Origin of the sequence: Frigidibacter albus, from assembly GCF_009908165.1 — a bacterium.
GTDB lineage: Bacteria > Pseudomonadota > Alphaproteobacteria > Rhodobacterales > Rhodobacteraceae > Frigidibacter > Frigidibacter albus.
On record NZ_JAAAUC010000005.1, the window covers coordinates 1 to 16,070 of the forward strand.

The following is a 16,070-nucleotide window of genomic DNA, read 5'->3' on the forward strand; positions in this document are numbered from 1 at the left end:
GTTTCCAACGAAGCCGCCAAACAGTGAAGCTGACACTCTCATCATCGGGCCGAAACCCTAAAGAGCCGATATGCAGCGTTCGTCCATCGAAACAGACCAAACCGCCCACATATCTCTTCAGTAAATCCAAAATGTCAAAGAGCACGAGACAAAATCAAACCGGATGCGCTCTAACTTGCCAGCGCGTCCGCCCGATCTGCCTCAAATTGTTCCGGCTTCTGTCTGCTTCCAGACTGTCTGCCGCGCCGCCGCCCCGGTGTCTCGTTTGTCACCGTCGCTTCGGTAGAGCGGTTTCTAGGGTCAGTGGCTGAGGAGCGCAAGCACTTTTTTCCGGGTCCGTCACATTTTCTTCGCAGAGCCTTGTTTTCATGGGGTTGGCGATGCTTTTCGCGGCGCTGCAAAAACGACTGGGCCACGCCTCTGGGCGGCCCAAGGCCGACTCGGGGCCGCCCAGAGCCGACTCGAAGCAACGAGTCGCCCGTTCCTCGCCCCCTCGGCGCCCCCTCGAACCACAAGCTGCCCCCAAAACGCCAACGGGCGGCCCTGGGGCCGCCCGCTGTCTCCTTGTGTCCTGCATGGGGCCGAGGGTCACTCCGCCCAGGCCCAGGCCCCGGCGAACTCACCCAGCCGGTGGGCGACGGCGGCATCGTCGACCTCGCCCTCGCGCACCAGCTTGGCCACCAGGCCGCGCTTCTTGTCCTCGACCACCTCGGCCACCCGCACCGGCAGCCCCGCCTCGGCCAGCGCCGCATCATAGACCCGGCGGATCGCCCGCTTGCGCAGGTCGGGCTTGAAGATCTTGCCCACCGCCGTCTTCGGCAGCTCGTCCAGGATCTCGACATGCTTGGGCATCGCCGCACGCTCATGCACATGGCTGCGCGCATGCTCAGCCAATTCCTCGACCGTCACCTCGGCCCCGGCCACCAGTTCGACATAGACGCAAGGCAGCTCGCCCGCGAAGGCATCGGGCTGGCCGATGGCGCCGGCAAAGGCCACCGCCGGATGGCTCGCCATCGCCTCCTCGATCTCGGCCGGGTCGATATTGTGGCCACCGCGGATGATCAGGTCCTTGGCCCGCCCGGTGATCCACAGATAGCCATCGGCATCGAGCCGACCCAGATCCCCCGTGCGCAGATAGCGCCCTTCGGCGAACAGCCCGTGGTTCTTGTCCACCTCGGTATAGGTCGACCCCTCGAACACGCCCGGGTTGGCGACGCAGATCTCGCCGACCTCATCGACCCCGCATTCGCGGATCACCTCGCCGCTTGCGGTGTTCAGCAAGATCCGCACATGGGTATGCGGCAGCACGACCCCGACGGACCCCACCTTCTTCATCCCGTCCACCGGGTTGCACGACACAAGGCAGGTCGCCTCGGTCAGCCCGTAGCCTTCGGCGATCTCCACCCCCGTTGCCGCCTTGAAGCGGTTGTAGAGCTCCACCGGCAGTGGCGCAGAGCCAGAGATGGCGATCCGCAGCGAGGACACATCCGCATCCACCGGCCGCTGCATCAGCGCGGCGATCGCCGTCGGCACGGTGATCAGGAAGGTGACCTGCCAGCGCTCGACCAGCTTCCAGAAATTGTCGAACACGCCGTCGCCGCGATAACCGGCCGGGGTGGGCATCACCATATGCGCGCCACTGGCGATGCAGGACATCAGGATCGGATAGGCCGCGAAGACGTGGAACATCGGCAGCGGGCAGATCAGCACGTCTTCCTTGCTGAACAGCAGCCGCCCGCCCAGCCAGCCGTTGTAGATCATCCCCGAATACTTGTGCTGCGCCACCTTCGGCATACCCGTCGTGCCGCCGGTGTGGAAATAGGCCGCGACCCGGTCCCCCGTACTGTCGGCAAAGGCGAGCCGATCCCCCGGCTCTTGTGCCGCCGCGCGGTTGAAGTCCAGAACGTCCGCCTTGTGCGCCACCGGGTTCTTCGGCCGGATCAGCGGCACGATCCAGCTTTTGGGCGGCGTCAGGTAGCGGTTCAGGTCCACTTCCAGCACGGTCTTCACGTTCGGCGCGTGCCGCACCGCCTCGGCCGCCTTCTGCGCGACCTCGGATTTGGGGAAGGCCCTCAGCGTGATCAGCACCTTCGCCTTGGTCTCGCGCAGGATTGCTGCGATCTGCTCGGGCTCCAGCAGCGGGTTGATCGGATTGACGATCCCCGCCGTTGCCCCGGCCAGCAGCGCCACCGCCGCCTCGGTGCAGTTGGGCAGCAGGTAGGCGACGGTGTCGCCTTCCCGCACCCCCAGCCGGCGCAGCAGGTTCGCCGCTTGGGTCACCCGCTTGTGCAACTCGGCCCACGTGACCGTCTCGGCCCGGTCCTTGGGGCCCGAGGTGATCTGGAACGAGATCGCCGGCCGAGCGCCATGCGCCGCCCGGGTCTCGCTCAGGAACTGGTAGATCGTCTTCGGAACCTGGCGCTCGGCCCAGGTCATCTCTGCTTCGACGGCATCACGGTCCGCGACGCTTGCGAATTTCGCCATTGGTCAGTCCTCCCCTTCACCCCTTGGCGGGGTGTCTCCTTGCGCACAAGCATGGTCGCAAATGCCCCGCTGCTGCAAGAGTGACGCAGCGGCGGAAGGGGCGCGGGGATGTCGGCTCAGGCCACGCCGGCCTGCGGCAGGGCTTCGGGCTCTGCCCCGCCATCGGTGAATTGCAGCCGCGCGAGCCGTGCATAGAGCCCGCCCTCGGCCACCAGCGCGTCATGCGTGCCCTGCGCCACGATGCGCCCACCCTCGAACACTACGATCCGGTCGGCCTTCTTCACCGTCGCCAGCCGGTGTGCCACGATCAGCGTGGTGCGCCCCTCGGCCAACCTCTCCACCGCCGACTGCACCGCCCGCTCGCTTTCGGCATCCAATGCGCTCGTCGCCTCGTCCAGCAGCAGCACCCGCGCATCGCGAAGGATCGCGCGGGCAATGGCGATGCGCTGCTTCTGCCCGCCCGACAGCATCACCCCACGCTCGCCAACATAGGTGTCATAGCCCTCGGGCAGTGCCGACAGGAACTCATGCGCCACGGCCGCCCGCGCCGCGGCCTCGACCTCGGCATCGCTGGCGCCGGGGCGGCCAAAGCGGATGTTCTCGCGGGCACTGGTGGCAAAGATCACCGGGTCTTGCGGCACCAGCGCGATATCCTGGCGGAAATCGTCGCGGGCCATATCGCGCAGGTCGACGCCGTCCAGCGTCACCCGGCCCGCCTGCGGATCGTAGAAGCGCTGGATCAGCTGGATCACCGTGGTCTTGCCGGCGCCCGAGGGCCCGACCAGCGCCACTGTCTCGCCCGGATGCACCAGCAGGTCGACGCCCTCCAGCGCCGAGGTGTCGGGCCGCGAGGGGTACTGGAAGCGCACCCCCTCAAAGGCGATCTCGCCCCGCGCCGGGCGCGGCATCGGCACCGGATTGGCCGGCCCCTTCACGCTATCCTCGGCCGCCAGCAGCTCCGACAGCCGCTCCGTCGCCCCCGCCGCCCGCTGCAACTCGCCCCAGATTTCGGACAGCGCGCCGACCGATCCGGCCACCATCACCGCATAGATCACGAACTGCACCAGCTCGCCCGGGGTCATCTGCCCCTCGCGCACGTCGCGCGCGCCGACCCACAGCACGCCGATCACGCCCGCGAACACCAGGAAGATCACGATCATCGTCATCACCGCGCGGGTGCCGACCCGCGCCTTGGCGGACTCGAAGGCCTTCTCGGTCACGCGCGAAAAATCGCTGCGGCTGACGGTCTCATGCGTGAAGGCCTGCACCGTCTGCACCGACAGCAGCACCTCGGACGCCGACCCCGACGAGGCCGCGATCCAGTCCTGGTTCTCGCGGCTCAGCACCCGCAGCCGGCGCCCCAGCACGACGATGGGGATGATCACCGCCGGAACGATGAGCAGCACAAGGCCCGTCAGCTTGGCCGAGGTCAGCATCAAAAGCGCCAGCCCGCCGATCAGGATCAACAGGTTGCGTAGCGCGACAGAGACCGAGGAGCCGATAACCGACAGGATCAGCGTGGTGTCGGTGGTGATCCGGCTGATGATCTCGCCGGTCAGTACCCGTTCAAAGAAGGCGGGGCTCATCCCCACCACCCGGTCGAACACCGCCTTGCGGATATCGGCCACCACCCGCTCGCCCAGCCGGGTCACAAGGTAGTAGCGCGCCCCGGTGCCCAGCGCGAGCAGCCCGGCGATCACCAGCGCCGCCAGGAAATACTGGTCCAGCAGTTCCGCGCCTTCGTTGAACCCGTCCACCACGCGGCGCACCGCAAGCGGCAGCACCAGACTGACCGAGGCCGTCACCATCAGCGCCAGCAGCGCGCCCAGCACCATCGCTGCATAGGGCCGCAAGAAGGGCATCAACGCCCGAAGCGCACCGATGCGTTTCGATGCCGCCCGCTCTTCTGCGGACATCTGCGGTCGTCTGGCCATTGTCTCTCCCTTCGCGCTGCCTTGCGGTTTAGGCGGTGCCGGCCCATCGGGCAAGCCGCGCGTCACGAAACGGGGCAATGCGCCGCGCTTGGGGTCATGGGAGGAGGTTGGAGCGGGCAGCGGGAATCGAACCCGCGTCTTTAGCTTGGAAGGCTAAGGTCTTACCATTACACAATGCCCGCGTCTGGCTGACAATATAGTCCCCTCCGGCCAAGTGCAAGCACCCGGGCAAGCAAAGGGCGCGCCCGAAGACGCGCCCCCGGCATCGGCAATGCCGCTTACTTCTTGGTGATGCGCCCATCCACATAGGGCGTGTAGGGCGTGTTCGCCGCCAGATACTCCGCCGTCACATCGGCCAGATCGGGGCCGAAGTCATAGGCGTTCTGCGCATCCGTCGCGAACATCTTGAACCCGTCGCCGCCATTGCGGACATAATTGTTGGTGACGATGCCATAGACGGTCTCGGGCTCGATCGGCGCCCAGTCCTCACCAGCCTTCACCATCACGTCCGACACGCGCGACCCGGCCGGCTGGCTGACGTCGAAGCTGTATTGCAGCCCCGCCACCTGCACGAAGCGGCCCGCGGCCTCCTCATACTGGCTGACGCCGTTCTCCAGCGCCGCAACGATGGTCGAGCCCGGTGCCTGGAAGGTGGACAGGGTGTTCTGGAACGGCAGCACCGTCAGCACCTCGCCCATCGTCACTTCGCCCGCGTCGATGGACGCGCGCAGCCCGCCGCCATTGGCGATGGCGATGGTCACGCCCTGATCGGCGACCCGGTCCAGCATCGCATCGGCGACGAGGTTGCCCATCGTGCATTCCTGCGCGCGGCACGAATTGCGGTCGCCGTCGATGGCCTCGGCCGTCTCGGCCACCACCCGCGTCTTCAGCTCCTCGATCGGCCCGCCAAGCTCGGCGACCCGCGCCACCAGCGCCGGATCGGGGGTGACACTGGCATCGAGCAGGATCGGCTCTCCCGTCGCCTCCGTCAGGTTGCCCTCATCGTCGAAGGTCAGGATCAGGTGCCCGACATATTTGGAATAGGCATAGGCCGTCACCACCGGCACCTCGGTGCCATCGGGGCCGGCGACCATCGTCGGATAGGGCCCCTGCGCGCCCTCCATGCTGCCCAGCAGCGTGTGCGAATGCCCGCCGATGACCGCGTCGATCCCCGCCGCGGCCGCGGCGATCTCCTGATCCTTGCGATAGCCGACATGGGTCAGCGCGATGATCTTGGTCACGCCCTCCTCGGTCAGCCTTGCCGCATCGGCCGAGAGGCTCTCGATCTCGTCCTGGAAGGTGATGTTCGGCCCCGGCGACGCCGTCTCGGGCGTGTCGACCGCCAGCGCGGAGACGATCCCGATCTTCTCGCCGCCGACCTCCAGCACCACAGTGTCCTGCACCTTGCCCTTGAGTTCGGTGGAGCTGGACAGGTCGAGGTTGCCCGATGTCACCGGGAAATCGACATTGTCCACCAGCTCCAGCGTGCCGGTCGGCCCATCGTCGAACTCATGGTTGCCCAGCGCCATCGCATCAAAGCCGATGGTGTTCATCAGCTCGGCCACCAGCTCGCCCTTGTAGGTCGAGTAGTAGAGCGAGCCCTGATACTGGTCGCCCGCGTCCAGCACGATGACATTCTCGCCCGCCGCCGTCAGCTCATCGCGCAGCTCGTTGATCTTGGTCGCCACGCGGGCGATGCCGCCGAAGCACTCGCCCGCCGCGTCATCCTCGGCCGAACAGCTCGAATCGCTGGAGGTGATCGGCTCGATCCGGCTGTGCAGATCGTTGATGTGCAGGATGTGCAGCGTATACTCCGCCGAAGCGGCACCGGCAGAGAGCGCAAGCGCGGCGACCGAGGCAAGAAGCCGGGAATTCATGGGCGTAACTCCTATGTCGTACGGGGGCGTCAGAAACGGATGGCCGACGCTTGTTACATTGCTGTCACAATCCGCCCCTGTCAAAGCCCTATCGTCGCATAGAACCTCGCCCGCGTGACGGCGCCATGACAGCGGCGCAGGCTTGGGCGAAAGCCTGCCATCAACCCGGCCATTGACCGGCGCGCGGGGGCAAGGCATGTGTCGGCGATGCTGATCTTCAAGATATTCCGTCGCCCCGAATGGGATGCGTTCAAGGCCGCCGGCGAAACCGCCGGGGCGCCCGTCGATCTGGCCGATGGCTACATCCACTTCTCGACCGCCGCGCAGCTGCCCGAAACCGCCGCCAAGCACTTCGCCACCGAGAGCGATCTGGTGCTGGTCGCCTTCGCGCCTGAGACCCTGGGCGAGGCGTTGAAATGGGAGCCGTCCCGCGGGGGGCAACTCTTCCCGCACCTCTACCGCCCGCTGCGCCTGTCCGAAGTGGTCTGGGACAAGTCGCTTCCCCTCGGCGCCACCGGCCATATCTTCCCCGAGGGCGTGCTATGACCCCGCTCGAACGCCTCGGCCTTCTGGCGCTGCACCGGCTGGACCCCGAAACCGCGCACGCCCTGTCGATCCGCGTGCTGAACGCCGGCCTCGCCCCCACCCCCGGCCCCGTCACCAGCACGCGCCTTGCCACCAATCTCGCCGGCCTGTCGCTCCCCAATCCCGTCGGCCTCGCCGCGGGGTTCGACAAGAACGCCGTCGCGGTGAACCGCCTGACCCGCGCCGGGTTCGGCTTCATCGAGGTCGGCGCCGCCACCCCCCGCCCGCAGGAGGGCAACGCCCGCCCGCGCCTCTACCGCCTGACCGAGGATTGCGCCGTCATCAACCGCTTCGGCTTCAACAACGAGGGCGCCGAGGCGATCACTGCGCGGCTCGCCGCCCGGCAGCGCGGCCCGGTGCCCGTGGGCCTCAACCTCGGCGCCAACAAGGACAGCGCCGACCGCGCCGCCGATTTCGGCCGGGTGCTGGCGCTGGCCGGCCCGCATGTGGATTTCGCCACCGTCAATGTCTCCTCGCCCAACACCGAGCGCCTGCGCGACCTTCAGGGCAAGGCCGCGCTGACCGCGCTGCTGACCGGCGTGCTGGCGGTGCGCGATACGCTCGCGTTGCGCATCCCCGTCTTTGTGAAAATCGCCCCCGACCTCGATGCCGCGGGGCTGGAGGATATCGCCGAGGCTGCGCTGGCCTCTGGCATCGACGGCATCATCGCCACCAACACCACCCTGTCGCGCGAAGGCCTGCGCAGTCCCCACTCCACGCAGGCCGGCGGCCTCTCCGGCGCGCCGCTGTTCGAGCTGTCGACCCGCGTTCTGGCCCGCGTCTCCATGCTGACCGAAGGCCGCCTGCCGCTGGTCGGCGTCGGCGGCATTTCCAACGCCGAACAGGCCTATGCCAAGATCCGCGTCGGTGCCTCGGCAGTGCAGCTCTACTCCGGCCTCGTCTATGGCGGACTGTCGCTGGCCGCCGACATCGCCCGCGGCCTTGATGCGCTGGTGCAACGTGACGGCTTCGCCTCGGTCGCGGACGCCGTCGGCACCGGCCGCAACGACTGGCTCTAACCCGCCGCCCGCTCCACCCGCGGATAGAGCGCCGCCATCGTCAGCCCCCGCACCGCGTTCAGCACCATCAGCGCCGCCCAGAGGCCGTGGTTGCCAAAGGCAGGCAGCAGCACCGCCACCGCCGCCACATAGACCGCCGCCGACACCAGCATCGCATTGCGCATCTCGCGGGTGCGGGTTGCGCCGATGAAGATGCCGTCCAGCATCCAGCTGGCCACCCCGATCAGCGGCGCCGCCGCGATCCAGGGCAGGAAGGCGCGCGCCTCGGCCCGCACCTCGGGCGAGGTCGCCATCAGATCCACGACCACCGGCCCCGCCAGCCAGTAGCACAGCGCCAGCAGCGCCGCGCCGCCAACACCCCATTGCGAGGTGATGATCGCCGCCCGCCGCACCCGGCCCCGGCTGCGTGCGCCGACCGCCTGCCCCACCAGCGCCTCGGCGGCAAAGGCAAACCCGTCCAGCGCGAAGGCCGTCAGCTCCAGAAACTGCAACAGCACCTGATTGGCGGCCAGCGTCACATCGCCCATCCGCGCCCCCAGGAACACGAAGCTGGTGAAGGAGGCCTGCAGCATCACCGACCGCAGCATGATATCGCTGTTCACCGCCAGCATCCGACGCAGCCGCGCCGCATCGAATACCCGCGCCCGGTCGCGCCAATAACCGCCCGCCAGCGCATCGCGGCACAGCCACAGGCCAAGCGCCAGCCCGGTCCATTCCGCGATCAATGTCGCAACCGCCACGCCTTCGACGCCCCAGCCCAGCCCTAGCACGAACCACAGGTCCAGCCCGATATTAACGCCGTTCATCCACAGCTGCAGCAACAGCACGCCCCGCGTCCGCTCCAGCGCGATCAGCCAGCCGGTCACGGCATAAAGCGCAATCGTCGCCGGCGCGCCCCAGATGCGAATCTGCATGTAATCGCGCGCCAGCCCCTCCACCTCGTCCGAGGCGGGGGCCAAAGCAAACGCCCCCGCAAACAGCGGCACCTGCATCACCACGATGACCAGCCCGGCGACGGCGGCCACCAGCAGAGCCCGCACAAGGTTCGCCGCCACCTCGGCGCTGTCACCCGCGCCCTTGGCCTGCGCCACCAACCCGGACGTGCCCATCCGCAGGAAGCTGAAGATCCAGTAGATCGACACCAGCACGATCGCGCCGATCCCCACCCCGCCGATCGGCGCCGCCTGCCCCAGTTGGCCGACCACGCCGGTATCCACCGCGCCCAGGATCGGCACCGTCATATTCGCCAGCACGATCGGCACGGCGATCTTCAGCACGCGGGCGTGGGTGATGTCGCGCATCCGCCAGCGGTCAGTCGTCGCGGGCCGGCATCAGGAAATGCCCCGTCGCCTGCGCGAAGAGGCGGCTGCGGTTGTCCTGCCAGGCCTCGACATGGACGGATGCATACCGGCGGCCAGAGCGGTTGACCCGCGCCCGCGCATAGGCATCGCGCGGCAGGCCGGATCGCAGGTAATCCACCGTGAAGTCGATGGTCTTGGGCAGCCGCGGCAGATGCAACGGGTCCAGGAGGGTCGCATCGATCCGCCCCGCCTCCATCTCTTCCCACAGCAAGGACCATGACAGCTCGATGATCGCCGTCGTCTCCAGAAATGCCGCCGTCACCCCGCCATGCAGCGCCGGCAGCATCGGGTTGCCGATCAGCTTCTCGTCAAAGGGCAGCGTCGCCGTCAGTTCATCGCCGCGGCGGTCAAAGGCGATGCCGAGGAACTGGATATAGGGCACCCCCGCCACCAGCGCCCGCAGCGCGGCATCGCGGCGCTGCTTGATCACCTGAACGGGTTCGGGGCGGGCGCGCGGGGCCATGCTCATGCCATCCTCTCGCCTGTCGCCTGCACGGTAAAGGTGCCCGTGGCCGTCGCCACCGGCAGCGCATCATTGTCATCATGCGCGCTGGCCCGCACGAAGGCGACCGACCTTGTGATGTGGTGGCATTCGGCCCGCGCGCGGATGCGCTGGCCGGGGGTGGCCGCCCGCATGTAGTCGATGCGCAGGTCGATGGTCGCGGTGCCCGCCGGGCTGCCCGGATGGCTCATCACCGCCGCCCCGCAACAGGTGTCCATGAGCGCCGACACCGCGCCGCCATGGATCACCCCCGTCTGCGGATCGCCCACCAGCCGCAGGTCATAGGGCATCGAGATCGCGGCAACCCCCTCGCCGATCTCGTCCAGCACCATGCCCAGCGCCCGCGAATGCGGGATCGCCTCGATGAACTGCCGCGCGATGGCCATCTTGCCCTGTTCGTCCATGCCCGTCGCTCCCTGCCCGTTCGCCGCCATGCTGCGCGGCAAGAAGCGCCGCCGCAAGCCTGAACTTGCCGGGGCGTGTGGCTGCACATCTTGCACGAACAGAGGGCAGCGCTCGTCCGCCGGGTGGGCGAGCAACGGAGGTTCCAGGCGCTTTATGGTGCGGCCTACTTCCACCGCGGTTCTAGGCGGTGAGATCGCAAAGCGCCTGCCCGAGGGGGGTGATGAGCGATCAGGAATCTTCCAGTGGAAGATTTCCGCGAAGAACGCCCGGCCCGTGGCCGGGCCGGGAGGAGGGCGCTGCCCGGCGGCGCCAAGGCGCCTTGTTCCGGGCAAGGAAAGACAGTCTTCAGATGCACGCAGCCCTGTTGAGATCGCCCGCCCAACTCGCTAGCCTGCCCCCACCGGGGGAGTGCCGCAATGACCGAACAGACGTTGAGCTTCAAGGAAATGTGCGCGCGGTTCGACGTGACCCCGCGCACCCTGCGCTATTACGAGTACATCGAGCTTCTGAACCCCGGCAAAGAGGGCCGCGCCCGCTTCTACGGCCCGCGCGAGGTGGCGCGGATGACGCTGATCCTGCGCGGCCGCCGCTTCGGCTTCAGCCTCGAGGAGGTGCGGCAATGGCTGCTGCTCTACGATCAGAAGGGGACGCAGGCGCAATACCGGGTCTGGGTCGAACTTGCAGATCGCCAGCTTGCCGAACTCGACCGCCAGCGGCGCGACCTCGACGCAACCATCGCCGACCTGCGCCAGCTGCGTGATGCCAGCGCCGCGACACTGACCGAGGATTCGCCCCCAGCCTGACCGATCCGCGCCCCTCCCGCAAAATTTCTTGCGGTGGCCAAAAACCGCCTATCCCCAGCGCCTTGCACAGCGGGATATCCTTGCGCGGGCCAAGTCCCCGGGCTCACGAAATTTCCCGGCGCGCCCCGTTTCTTTCCTGACATGACGTCACGAATTTGGTGACGCCACGTTACGTTTACGTTCACGTCACCTTCGCTTGTAAGCTTGCTCAAATCGGACCATCTGCCGCTCCATGACGCTACGACAGTTGCATGGAAAGACAGTGCCATGAGTGAACAGGTTATGACCATCCGCGAGATGTGCGACACCTATGACGTGACCCCGCGCGCGCTGCGCTTTTACGAGAGCAAGGAGCTGCTGTTCCCGATCCGTGAAGGCCAGCGCCGGCTGTTCACGCGGCGCGACCGCGCCAGGCTGACGCTCATTCTGCGCGGCAAACGCTTCGGCTTCACGCTCGAGGATATCCGCCAGCTGCTCGACCTCTACGAGATGGGCGATGGCCAACAGACGCAACTGGCCCGCACGCTCGACGTGGCGCGCGGCCGGCTGGCCGAGATGGAGCGTCAGCACAGCGACCTCGGCGACGCGATTGCCGAGCTGAAAGATCAGATTAGCTGGGGCGAGGAGAAGCTCGCCAAGGCCGAGACCAAACCGGGCTGACGGCACAGCCGCCGCAGGCCGGGATACGAACAGGGAGGAAGACCATGCCAAGCTACATCGCCCCCACGAAGGACATGCAATTCGTTCTTCATGACGTGCTGAAAGTCACCGAAACCGGCGTTCCGGGCTATGACGATCTGGAACGCGACTTCACCGAAGCGGTGCTCGATGCCGCCGGCAAGGTCTCGACCGAGGTTCTGGCCCCGCTGAACGTGGTCGGCGACCAGGTCGGCTGCGTGATGGAGAACGGCGTGGTCCGCACCCCCGAAGGGTTCAAGGCCGCCTTCGCCGCCATGAAGGACGGCGGCTGGACCGCGCTTGACTGCGATCCCGAGTATGGCGGGCAGGGGATGCCCTATGTGCTGGCAACAGCGGTGGGCGAGATGTTCGTGTCGGCCAACATGGCCTTCAACATGTATCAGGGCCTGACCCACGGCGCCTATTCGGCGATCCACGCCCATGGCACCGCCGAGCAGAAGCAGACCTACCTGCCCAAGATGGTCAGCTGCGACTGGACCGGCACCATGAACCTGACCGAACCGCATTGCGGCACCGATCTGGGCATGATGCGCACCAAGGCCGAACCGCAGGACGACGGCAGCTACAAGATCACCGGCCAGAAGATCTTCATCTCGGCCGGCGAGCATGATCTGGCCGAGAACATCATCCATCTGGTGCTGGCCAAGGCTCCGGGCGGCGGCGAGGGCACCAAGGGCATCTCGCTGTTCATCGTGCCGAAGGTGCTGGTGAACGACGATGGCAGCCTTGGCGCGCGCAACGCAGTTAGCTGCGGCAAGATCGAAGAGAAGATGGGCATCCACGGCAACTCCACCTGCGTCATGAACTATGACGGCGCGACCGGCTGGCTGCTGGGCGATCTGCACAAGGGCATGCGCGCCATGTTCACCATGATGAACGAGGCGCGGCTCGGGGTTGGCCTGCAAGGCTATGCCGTGGGCGAGGCCGCCTATCAGAACGCGGTGATCTACGCCAAGGACCGCCTGCAGGGCCGCGCCGTCACCGGCGCCGAAAATCCCTCGGGCCCCGCCGATCCGCTGATCGTGCATCCCGACATCCGCCGGATGCTGATGGACCAGAAATCCTTCCTCGAAGGCGCCCGCGCCTTCACCTTCTGGGGCGCGCATCTGATCGACCGCTCGCGCCGCGCGGACGATGCCGCGGCAGAGGGGCTGGTGTCGCTGATGACCCCGGTGCTGAAGGGCTTCCTCACCGACAAGGGCTTTGAAACCGCGATCACCGCCCAGCAGGTCTATGGCGGCCATGGCTACATCGAGGAATGGGGCATGTCGCAATTCGCCCGCGATGCCCGCATCGCCATGATCTACGAAGGCGCCAACGGCATCCAGGCGCTGGACCTCGTCGGCCGCAAGCTGGCGCAGGATGGCGGCAAGCATGTGATGGCCTTCTTCGAGATGGTGAAGAGCTTCCTCAAGGAGAACGAAGGCGATGCCGCGCTGAAAGAGGGCTTCCTTGACCCGCTGAAAGCCGCCTCCAAGGACCTGCAATCGGCCGCGATGTTCTTCATGCAGAACGGCATGAAGACCCCCAATGCCGCGCTGGCCGGGTCCTATGACTTCATGCATCTCTTCGGCCATGTCTGCCTGGGCTTCATGTGGGCCCGCATGGGCAAGGCCGCGATGGCGGCGCTGGAGGCCGGCGCAAGCGACACGGCGTTCTATGAGACCAAGATCGCGACGGGCCGCTACTACATGGCCCGGCAACTGCCGATGACCGCCACCCACCTTGCCCGCATCCAGTCGGGCGCCGACCCGGTGATGGCGCTGCCGGCCGAGGCGTTCTAGTCTCGGCAGCGACCACGGCAGCGGAGGAGAGGACGATGGCCGAAGCAGAGGACAGCTGGAGCGATACACCGGCAGCCACGGGCGGCTGCCAGTGCGGCGCGGTGCGCTACCGGCTCAAAGCCGGTCCCACCCGCGCTTCGGTCTGCCATTGCCGGATGTGCCAGCGGCAGGTTGGCGGCCCCTATGCCGCCTTCCTGAAACTGGCCGCCGGCCAGGTCACATGGCTGTCCGAACCCGCCTGGTTCGCCTCCTCCGACATCGCCGAGCGCGGCTTCTGCCCGGCCTGCGGCACGCCGCTGGCCTTCCGCGACCACGGGTCGGAGTGGATCGAGATCACCGCAGGCAGCCTGCCTGCGGGCTTCCCCTTCGCCCCGACAATGCAGTTCGGTATCGAAAGCCGGCACCCTTGGATCGACCATCTCGCCGCCCTGCCCGGCGAGGAAACCACGGAACGGCCCGTCAGCCACCAATCGCAGGACGGTGCCTGATGCCCAAGCGCCTGCGCCTCACCCGCCGCTTTCCCGTGGCCCTGACCGAAGATGCCTACCGCAAGCTGAAACGCTTCAGCGACGATGCCGGCCTCACCCACGACCAGGCGCTGATCTTCCTGTTCGAGAATTTCGGCTCTGTCACCGACGAGTCGAACCTGACCCACCGCCTGCGCCTGTTCAAGGCCGAGCTGGAAACCGACTGACAGCCCCCGCTGCCGAAAGGACCCAAGATGACCGCGAAACTCTACTGCATGGGCGAAAGTGGCAATGCCTACAAGGCCGCCCTGACGATGACGCTGGCGGGCTTCGACTGGGAGCCGGTCTATGTCGATTTCTTCAACGGCGGTGCCCGCACACCCGAATTTCTGGCCATCAACCCGATGGGCGAGGTGCCGGTGCTGGTCGATGGCGACCAGACCCTGACCCAGTCGGGCGTGATCCAGTACCACGCCGCTGAAAAGACCGGCCGCTTTCAGGGCGAAACCGCTGCTGACCGCGCCGAGGTGCTGCGCTGGATCCTGTGGGACAATCACAAGATGTCCTCGCAGAACGGCCCCCTGCGCTTCATGATGAACTTCCTGCCCGAGGAGAAGCGTCCCGCCGAGGCCATCGCCTGGCTGGGCGGCCGCGCGAAGGCCGCGTGGAAGACGCTCGACCAGCATCTTGAGGGCCAGGGTTGGATCGTCGGCACCGCCCCGACCATCGCGGATTTCGCTTGCTGCGGCTATCTCTATTACCCCGAACCCTTCGGCTTTGCCCGTGCGGACTGGCCGAATATCGACCGCTGGCTGGACGGCATCGCCGCCCTGCCCGGCTGGAAGCACCCCTATGACATGATGCCGGGCCACCCGTCCGACAGGGCCTGAGCCCGACGCCCGTGCCGCACAAGACGACCGAGGAGGATACCATGACCGAAGCCTATATCTACGACGCCGCCCGCACCCCGCGCGGCAAGGGCCGCCCCGATGGCGCGCTGCATGAAGTGACCTCGGTGGCGCTGTCCGCCCGGCTGCTGAACGCGGTGAAAGACCGCAACGGCCTCAACGGCGCCGCGGTCGAGGATGTGATCTGGGGCAACGTCACCCAGGTCGGCGAGCAGGGCGGCTGCCTTGCCCGCTCGGCCGTGCTGATGTCGGATCTGGACGAAGGCATCCCCGGCCTCGCCATCAACCGCTTCTGCGCCTCGGGCATGGAGGCGGTGAACCTTGCCGCCAATCAGGTCAAGGCCGGCGCCGGCATGGGCTATATCGCCGGCGGGGTCGAGATGATGGGCCGCGTGGCGATGGGCTCTGACGGCGCCGCCATCGCCGTCGATCCGACCCTGGCAATGAAGACCTATTTCGTGCCGCAGGGCATCTCCGCCGACATCATCGCCACCGAGTACGGCTTCAGCCGCACCGAGGCCGATGCGCTGGCCGTGGAATCGCAGCGCCGCGCCGCCGAGGCCTGGGCCGACAATCGCTTCGCCAAATCCATCGTCCCGGTGCGCGACCAGAATGGCGTCGTGATCCTCGGCTCCGATGAATACATGCGCCCCGGCACCGACATGCAAAGCCTTGGCGCGCTGAAGGCCAGCTTCAAGGACATGGGCGAGTCCATGCCCGGCTTCGACAAGATCGCCCTGATGAAGTACCCGCATCTGGAGCGGATCGAGCATATCCACCATGCCGGCAACTCGTCCGGCATCGTCGATGGCGCCGCCGCCGTGCTGATCGGCAACAAGGAGTTCGGCGAGAAATGGGGCCTCAAACCCCGCGCCCGCATCCGCGCCACCGCCAAGATCGGCACCGATCCCACCATCATGCTGACCGGCCCGGTGCCGGTGACCGAGAAGATCCTGCGCGAGGCCGGCATGTCGATTTCCGACATCGACCTCTTCGAGGTGAACGAGGCCTTTGCCGCCGTGGTCCTGCGCTTCATGCAGGCCTTCGACGTCGATGCCTCCAAGGTCAACGTCAATGGCGGCTCCATCGCCATGGGCCACCCGCTTGGCGCGACCGGCGCCATCATCATCGGCACCATGCTCGATGAGCTGGAACGCCGCGGCCTCGGCACGGCCCTCGCCACGCTCTGCATCGCCAGCGGCATGGGCGCCGCCACCATCATCGAGCGGGTGTGATGCAAGG

At 67.1% G+C, this 16,070-nt stretch carries 15 protein-coding genes and 1 tRNA gene; 9 read left to right on the forward strand and 7 right to left on the reverse strand.

Annotated elements, in window-relative coordinates; translation table 11 throughout:
* Positions 1-588: 588 nt before the first annotated feature.
* The 4 genes from GVY41_RS08830 to GVY41_RS08845 form a co-directional block, all read right to left on the reverse strand.
* Positions 589-2,484 (reverse strand): acyl-CoA synthetase, encoded by a 1,896-nt coding sequence (locus GVY41_RS08830; protein ID WP_161345590.1) that lies wholly within the window; start codon positions 2,482-2,484, stop codon positions 589-591.
* 116 nt (positions 2,485-2,600) lie between these two features.
* Positions 2,601-4,418, reverse strand: coding sequence for an ABC transporter transmembrane domain-containing protein (locus GVY41_RS08835; protein ID WP_161345592.1), 1,818 nt, complete (start codon positions 4,416-4,418; stop codon positions 2,601-2,603).
* A 108-nt stretch (positions 4,419-4,526) separates the two neighbouring features.
* Positions 4,527-4,600 (reverse strand) — tRNA-Gly (locus GVY41_RS08840).
* 96 nt (positions 4,601-4,696) lie between these two features.
* Positions 4,697-6,295, reverse strand: a complete 1,599-nt coding sequence (locus tag GVY41_RS08845; protein WP_161345594.1) for a bifunctional metallophosphatase/5'-nucleotidase — start codon at positions 6,293-6,295, stop codon at positions 4,697-4,699.
* A gap of 207 nt (positions 6,296-6,502) precedes the next feature.
* Between GVY41_RS08845 and GVY41_RS08850 the strand changes: the two genes are divergently transcribed.
* Both GVY41_RS08850 and GVY41_RS08855 read left to right on the forward strand, forming a co-directional pair.
* Positions 6,503-6,841 carry a DUF952 domain-containing protein gene (locus tag GVY41_RS08850; protein WP_161345596.1) on the forward strand — a complete coding sequence of 113 codons (339 nt, stop codon included), beginning with the start codon at positions 6,503-6,505 and terminating at the stop codon, positions 6,839-6,841.
* Entirely contained in the window at positions 6,838-7,899 is a 1,062-nt protein-coding gene (locus GVY41_RS08855; RefSeq protein WP_161345598.1) for a quinone-dependent dihydroorotate dehydrogenase, read from the forward strand. Before GVY41_RS08850 ends, GVY41_RS08855 begins: the two co-directional genes overlap by 4 nt.
* Here GVY41_RS08855 and GVY41_RS08860 read toward each other — a convergent pair.
* The 3 genes from GVY41_RS08860 to GVY41_RS08870 are packed head-to-tail and all read right to left on the reverse strand — an operon-like array spanning position 7,896 to position 10,166.
* Positions 7,896-9,200, reverse strand: coding sequence for an MATE family efflux transporter (locus GVY41_RS08860; RefSeq protein WP_161345600.1), 1,305 nt, complete (start codon positions 9,198-9,200; stop codon positions 7,896-7,898). The two genes, GVY41_RS08855 and GVY41_RS08860, sit on opposite strands and share 4 nt — an antisense overlap.
* A gap of 10 nt (positions 9,201-9,210) precedes the next feature.
* The gene (locus tag GVY41_RS08865) at positions 9,211-9,723 is read right to left on the reverse strand and encodes a PaaI family thioesterase (protein ID WP_161346066.1); all 513 of its coding nucleotides are present in this window, start codon (positions 9,721-9,723) and stop codon (positions 9,211-9,213) included.
* Between the two features lie 2 nt (positions 9,724-9,725).
* Entirely contained in the window at positions 9,726-10,166 is a 441-nt protein-coding gene (locus tag GVY41_RS08870) for a PaaI family thioesterase (RefSeq protein WP_161345602.1), read from the reverse strand.
* A 417-nt stretch (positions 10,167-10,583) separates the two neighbouring features.
* Between GVY41_RS08870 and GVY41_RS08875 the strand changes: the two genes are divergently transcribed.
* The 7 genes from GVY41_RS08875 to GVY41_RS08905 all read left to right on the forward strand — a co-directional run bounded on the left by GVY41_RS08875 (position 10,584) and on the right by GVY41_RS08905 (position 16,063).
* On the forward strand, positions 10,584-10,970 hold the full coding sequence (locus GVY41_RS08875) for a MerR family transcriptional regulator (protein ID WP_161345604.1): 387 nt from the start codon (positions 10,584-10,586) through the stop codon (positions 10,968-10,970).
* A 267-nt stretch (positions 10,971-11,237) separates the two neighbouring features.
* Positions 11,238-11,630: a MerR family transcriptional regulator gene (locus GVY41_RS08880; RefSeq protein WP_161345606.1), complete on the forward strand. Its 393-nt coding sequence runs from the start codon at positions 11,238-11,240 to the stop codon at positions 11,628-11,630.
* Between the two features lie 44 nt (positions 11,631-11,674).
* A complete protein-coding gene (locus GVY41_RS08885; protein ID WP_161345608.1) occupies positions 11,675-13,453 on the forward strand; it encodes an acyl-CoA dehydrogenase C-terminal domain-containing protein in 1,779 nt (592 codons plus the stop codon).
* A 35-nt stretch (positions 13,454-13,488) separates the two neighbouring features.
* Positions 13,489-13,941 (forward strand): GFA family protein, encoded by a 453-nt coding sequence (locus GVY41_RS08890; protein WP_161345610.1) that lies wholly within the window; start codon positions 13,489-13,491, stop codon positions 13,939-13,941.
* Entirely contained in the window at positions 13,941-14,147 is a 207-nt protein-coding gene (locus GVY41_RS08895; protein ID WP_161345612.1) for a hypothetical protein, read from the forward strand. Before GVY41_RS08890 ends, GVY41_RS08895 begins: the two co-directional genes overlap by 1 nt.
* A 27-nt stretch (positions 14,148-14,174) precedes the next feature.
* Entirely contained in the window at positions 14,175-14,810 is a 636-nt protein-coding gene (locus GVY41_RS08900) for a glutathione S-transferase family protein (RefSeq protein WP_161345614.1), read from the forward strand.
* A gap of 41 nt (positions 14,811-14,851) precedes the next feature.
* A complete protein-coding gene (locus GVY41_RS08905) occupies positions 14,852-16,063 on the forward strand; it encodes an acetyl-CoA C-acetyltransferase (protein WP_161345616.1) in 1,212 nt (403 codons plus the stop codon).
* The last annotated feature ends 7 nt before the right edge of the window (positions 16,064-16,070 follow it).

Excerpts from the sequence above, each read along its gene's own strand:
- GVY41_RS08870 (WP_161345602.1), bottom strand. The coding sequence starts at position 10,166 with ATGGACGAACAGGGCAAGATGGCCATCGCGCGGCAGTTCATCGAGGCG.
- GVY41_RS08855 (WP_161345598.1), top strand. The coding sequence starts at position 6,838 with ATGACCCCGCTCGAACGCCTCGGCCTTCTGGCGCTGCACCGGCTGGAC.
- GVY41_RS08830 (WP_161345590.1), bottom strand. The coding sequence starts at position 2,484 with ATGGCGAAATTCGCAAGCGTCGCGGACCGTGATGCCGTCGAAGCAGAG.
- GVY41_RS08905 (WP_161345616.1), top strand. The coding sequence starts at position 14,852 with ATGACCGAAGCCTATATCTACGACGCCGCCCGCACCCCGCGCGGCAAG.
- GVY41_RS08865 (WP_161346066.1), bottom strand. The coding sequence starts at position 9,723 with ATGGCCCCGCGCGCCCGCCCCGAACCCGTTCAGGTGATCAAGCAGCGC.
- GVY41_RS08885 (WP_161345608.1), top strand. The coding sequence starts at position 11,675 with ATGCCAAGCTACATCGCCCCCACGAAGGACATGCAATTCGTTCTTCAT.
- GVY41_RS08860 (WP_161345600.1), bottom strand. The coding sequence starts at position 9,200 with ATGCGCGACATCACCCACGCCCGCGTGCTGAAGATCGCCGTGCCGATC.
- GVY41_RS08880 (WP_161345606.1), top strand. The coding sequence starts at position 11,238 with ATGAGTGAACAGGTTATGACCATCCGCGAGATGTGCGACACCTATGAC.
- GVY41_RS08875 (WP_161345604.1), top strand. The coding sequence starts at position 10,584 with ATGACCGAACAGACGTTGAGCTTCAAGGAAATGTGCGCGCGGTTCGAC.
- GVY41_RS08850 (WP_161345596.1), top strand. The coding sequence starts at position 6,503 with ATGCTGATCTTCAAGATATTCCGTCGCCCCGAATGGGATGCGTTCAAG.
- GVY41_RS08900 (WP_161345614.1), top strand. The coding sequence starts at position 14,175 with ATGACCGCGAAACTCTACTGCATGGGCGAAAGTGGCAATGCCTACAAG.
- GVY41_RS08845 (WP_161345594.1), bottom strand. The coding sequence starts at position 6,295 with ATGAATTCCCGGCTTCTTGCCTCGGTCGCCGCGCTTGCGCTCTCTGCC.
- GVY41_RS08890 (WP_161345610.1), top strand. The coding sequence starts at position 13,489 with ATGGCCGAAGCAGAGGACAGCTGGAGCGATACACCGGCAGCCACGGGC.
- GVY41_RS08835 (WP_161345592.1), bottom strand. The coding sequence starts at position 4,418 with ATGGCCAGACGACCGCAGATGTCCGCAGAAGAGCGGGCGGCATCGAAA.
- GVY41_RS08895 (WP_161345612.1), top strand. The coding sequence starts at position 13,941 with ATGCCCAAGCGCCTGCGCCTCACCCGCCGCTTTCCCGTGGCCCTGACC.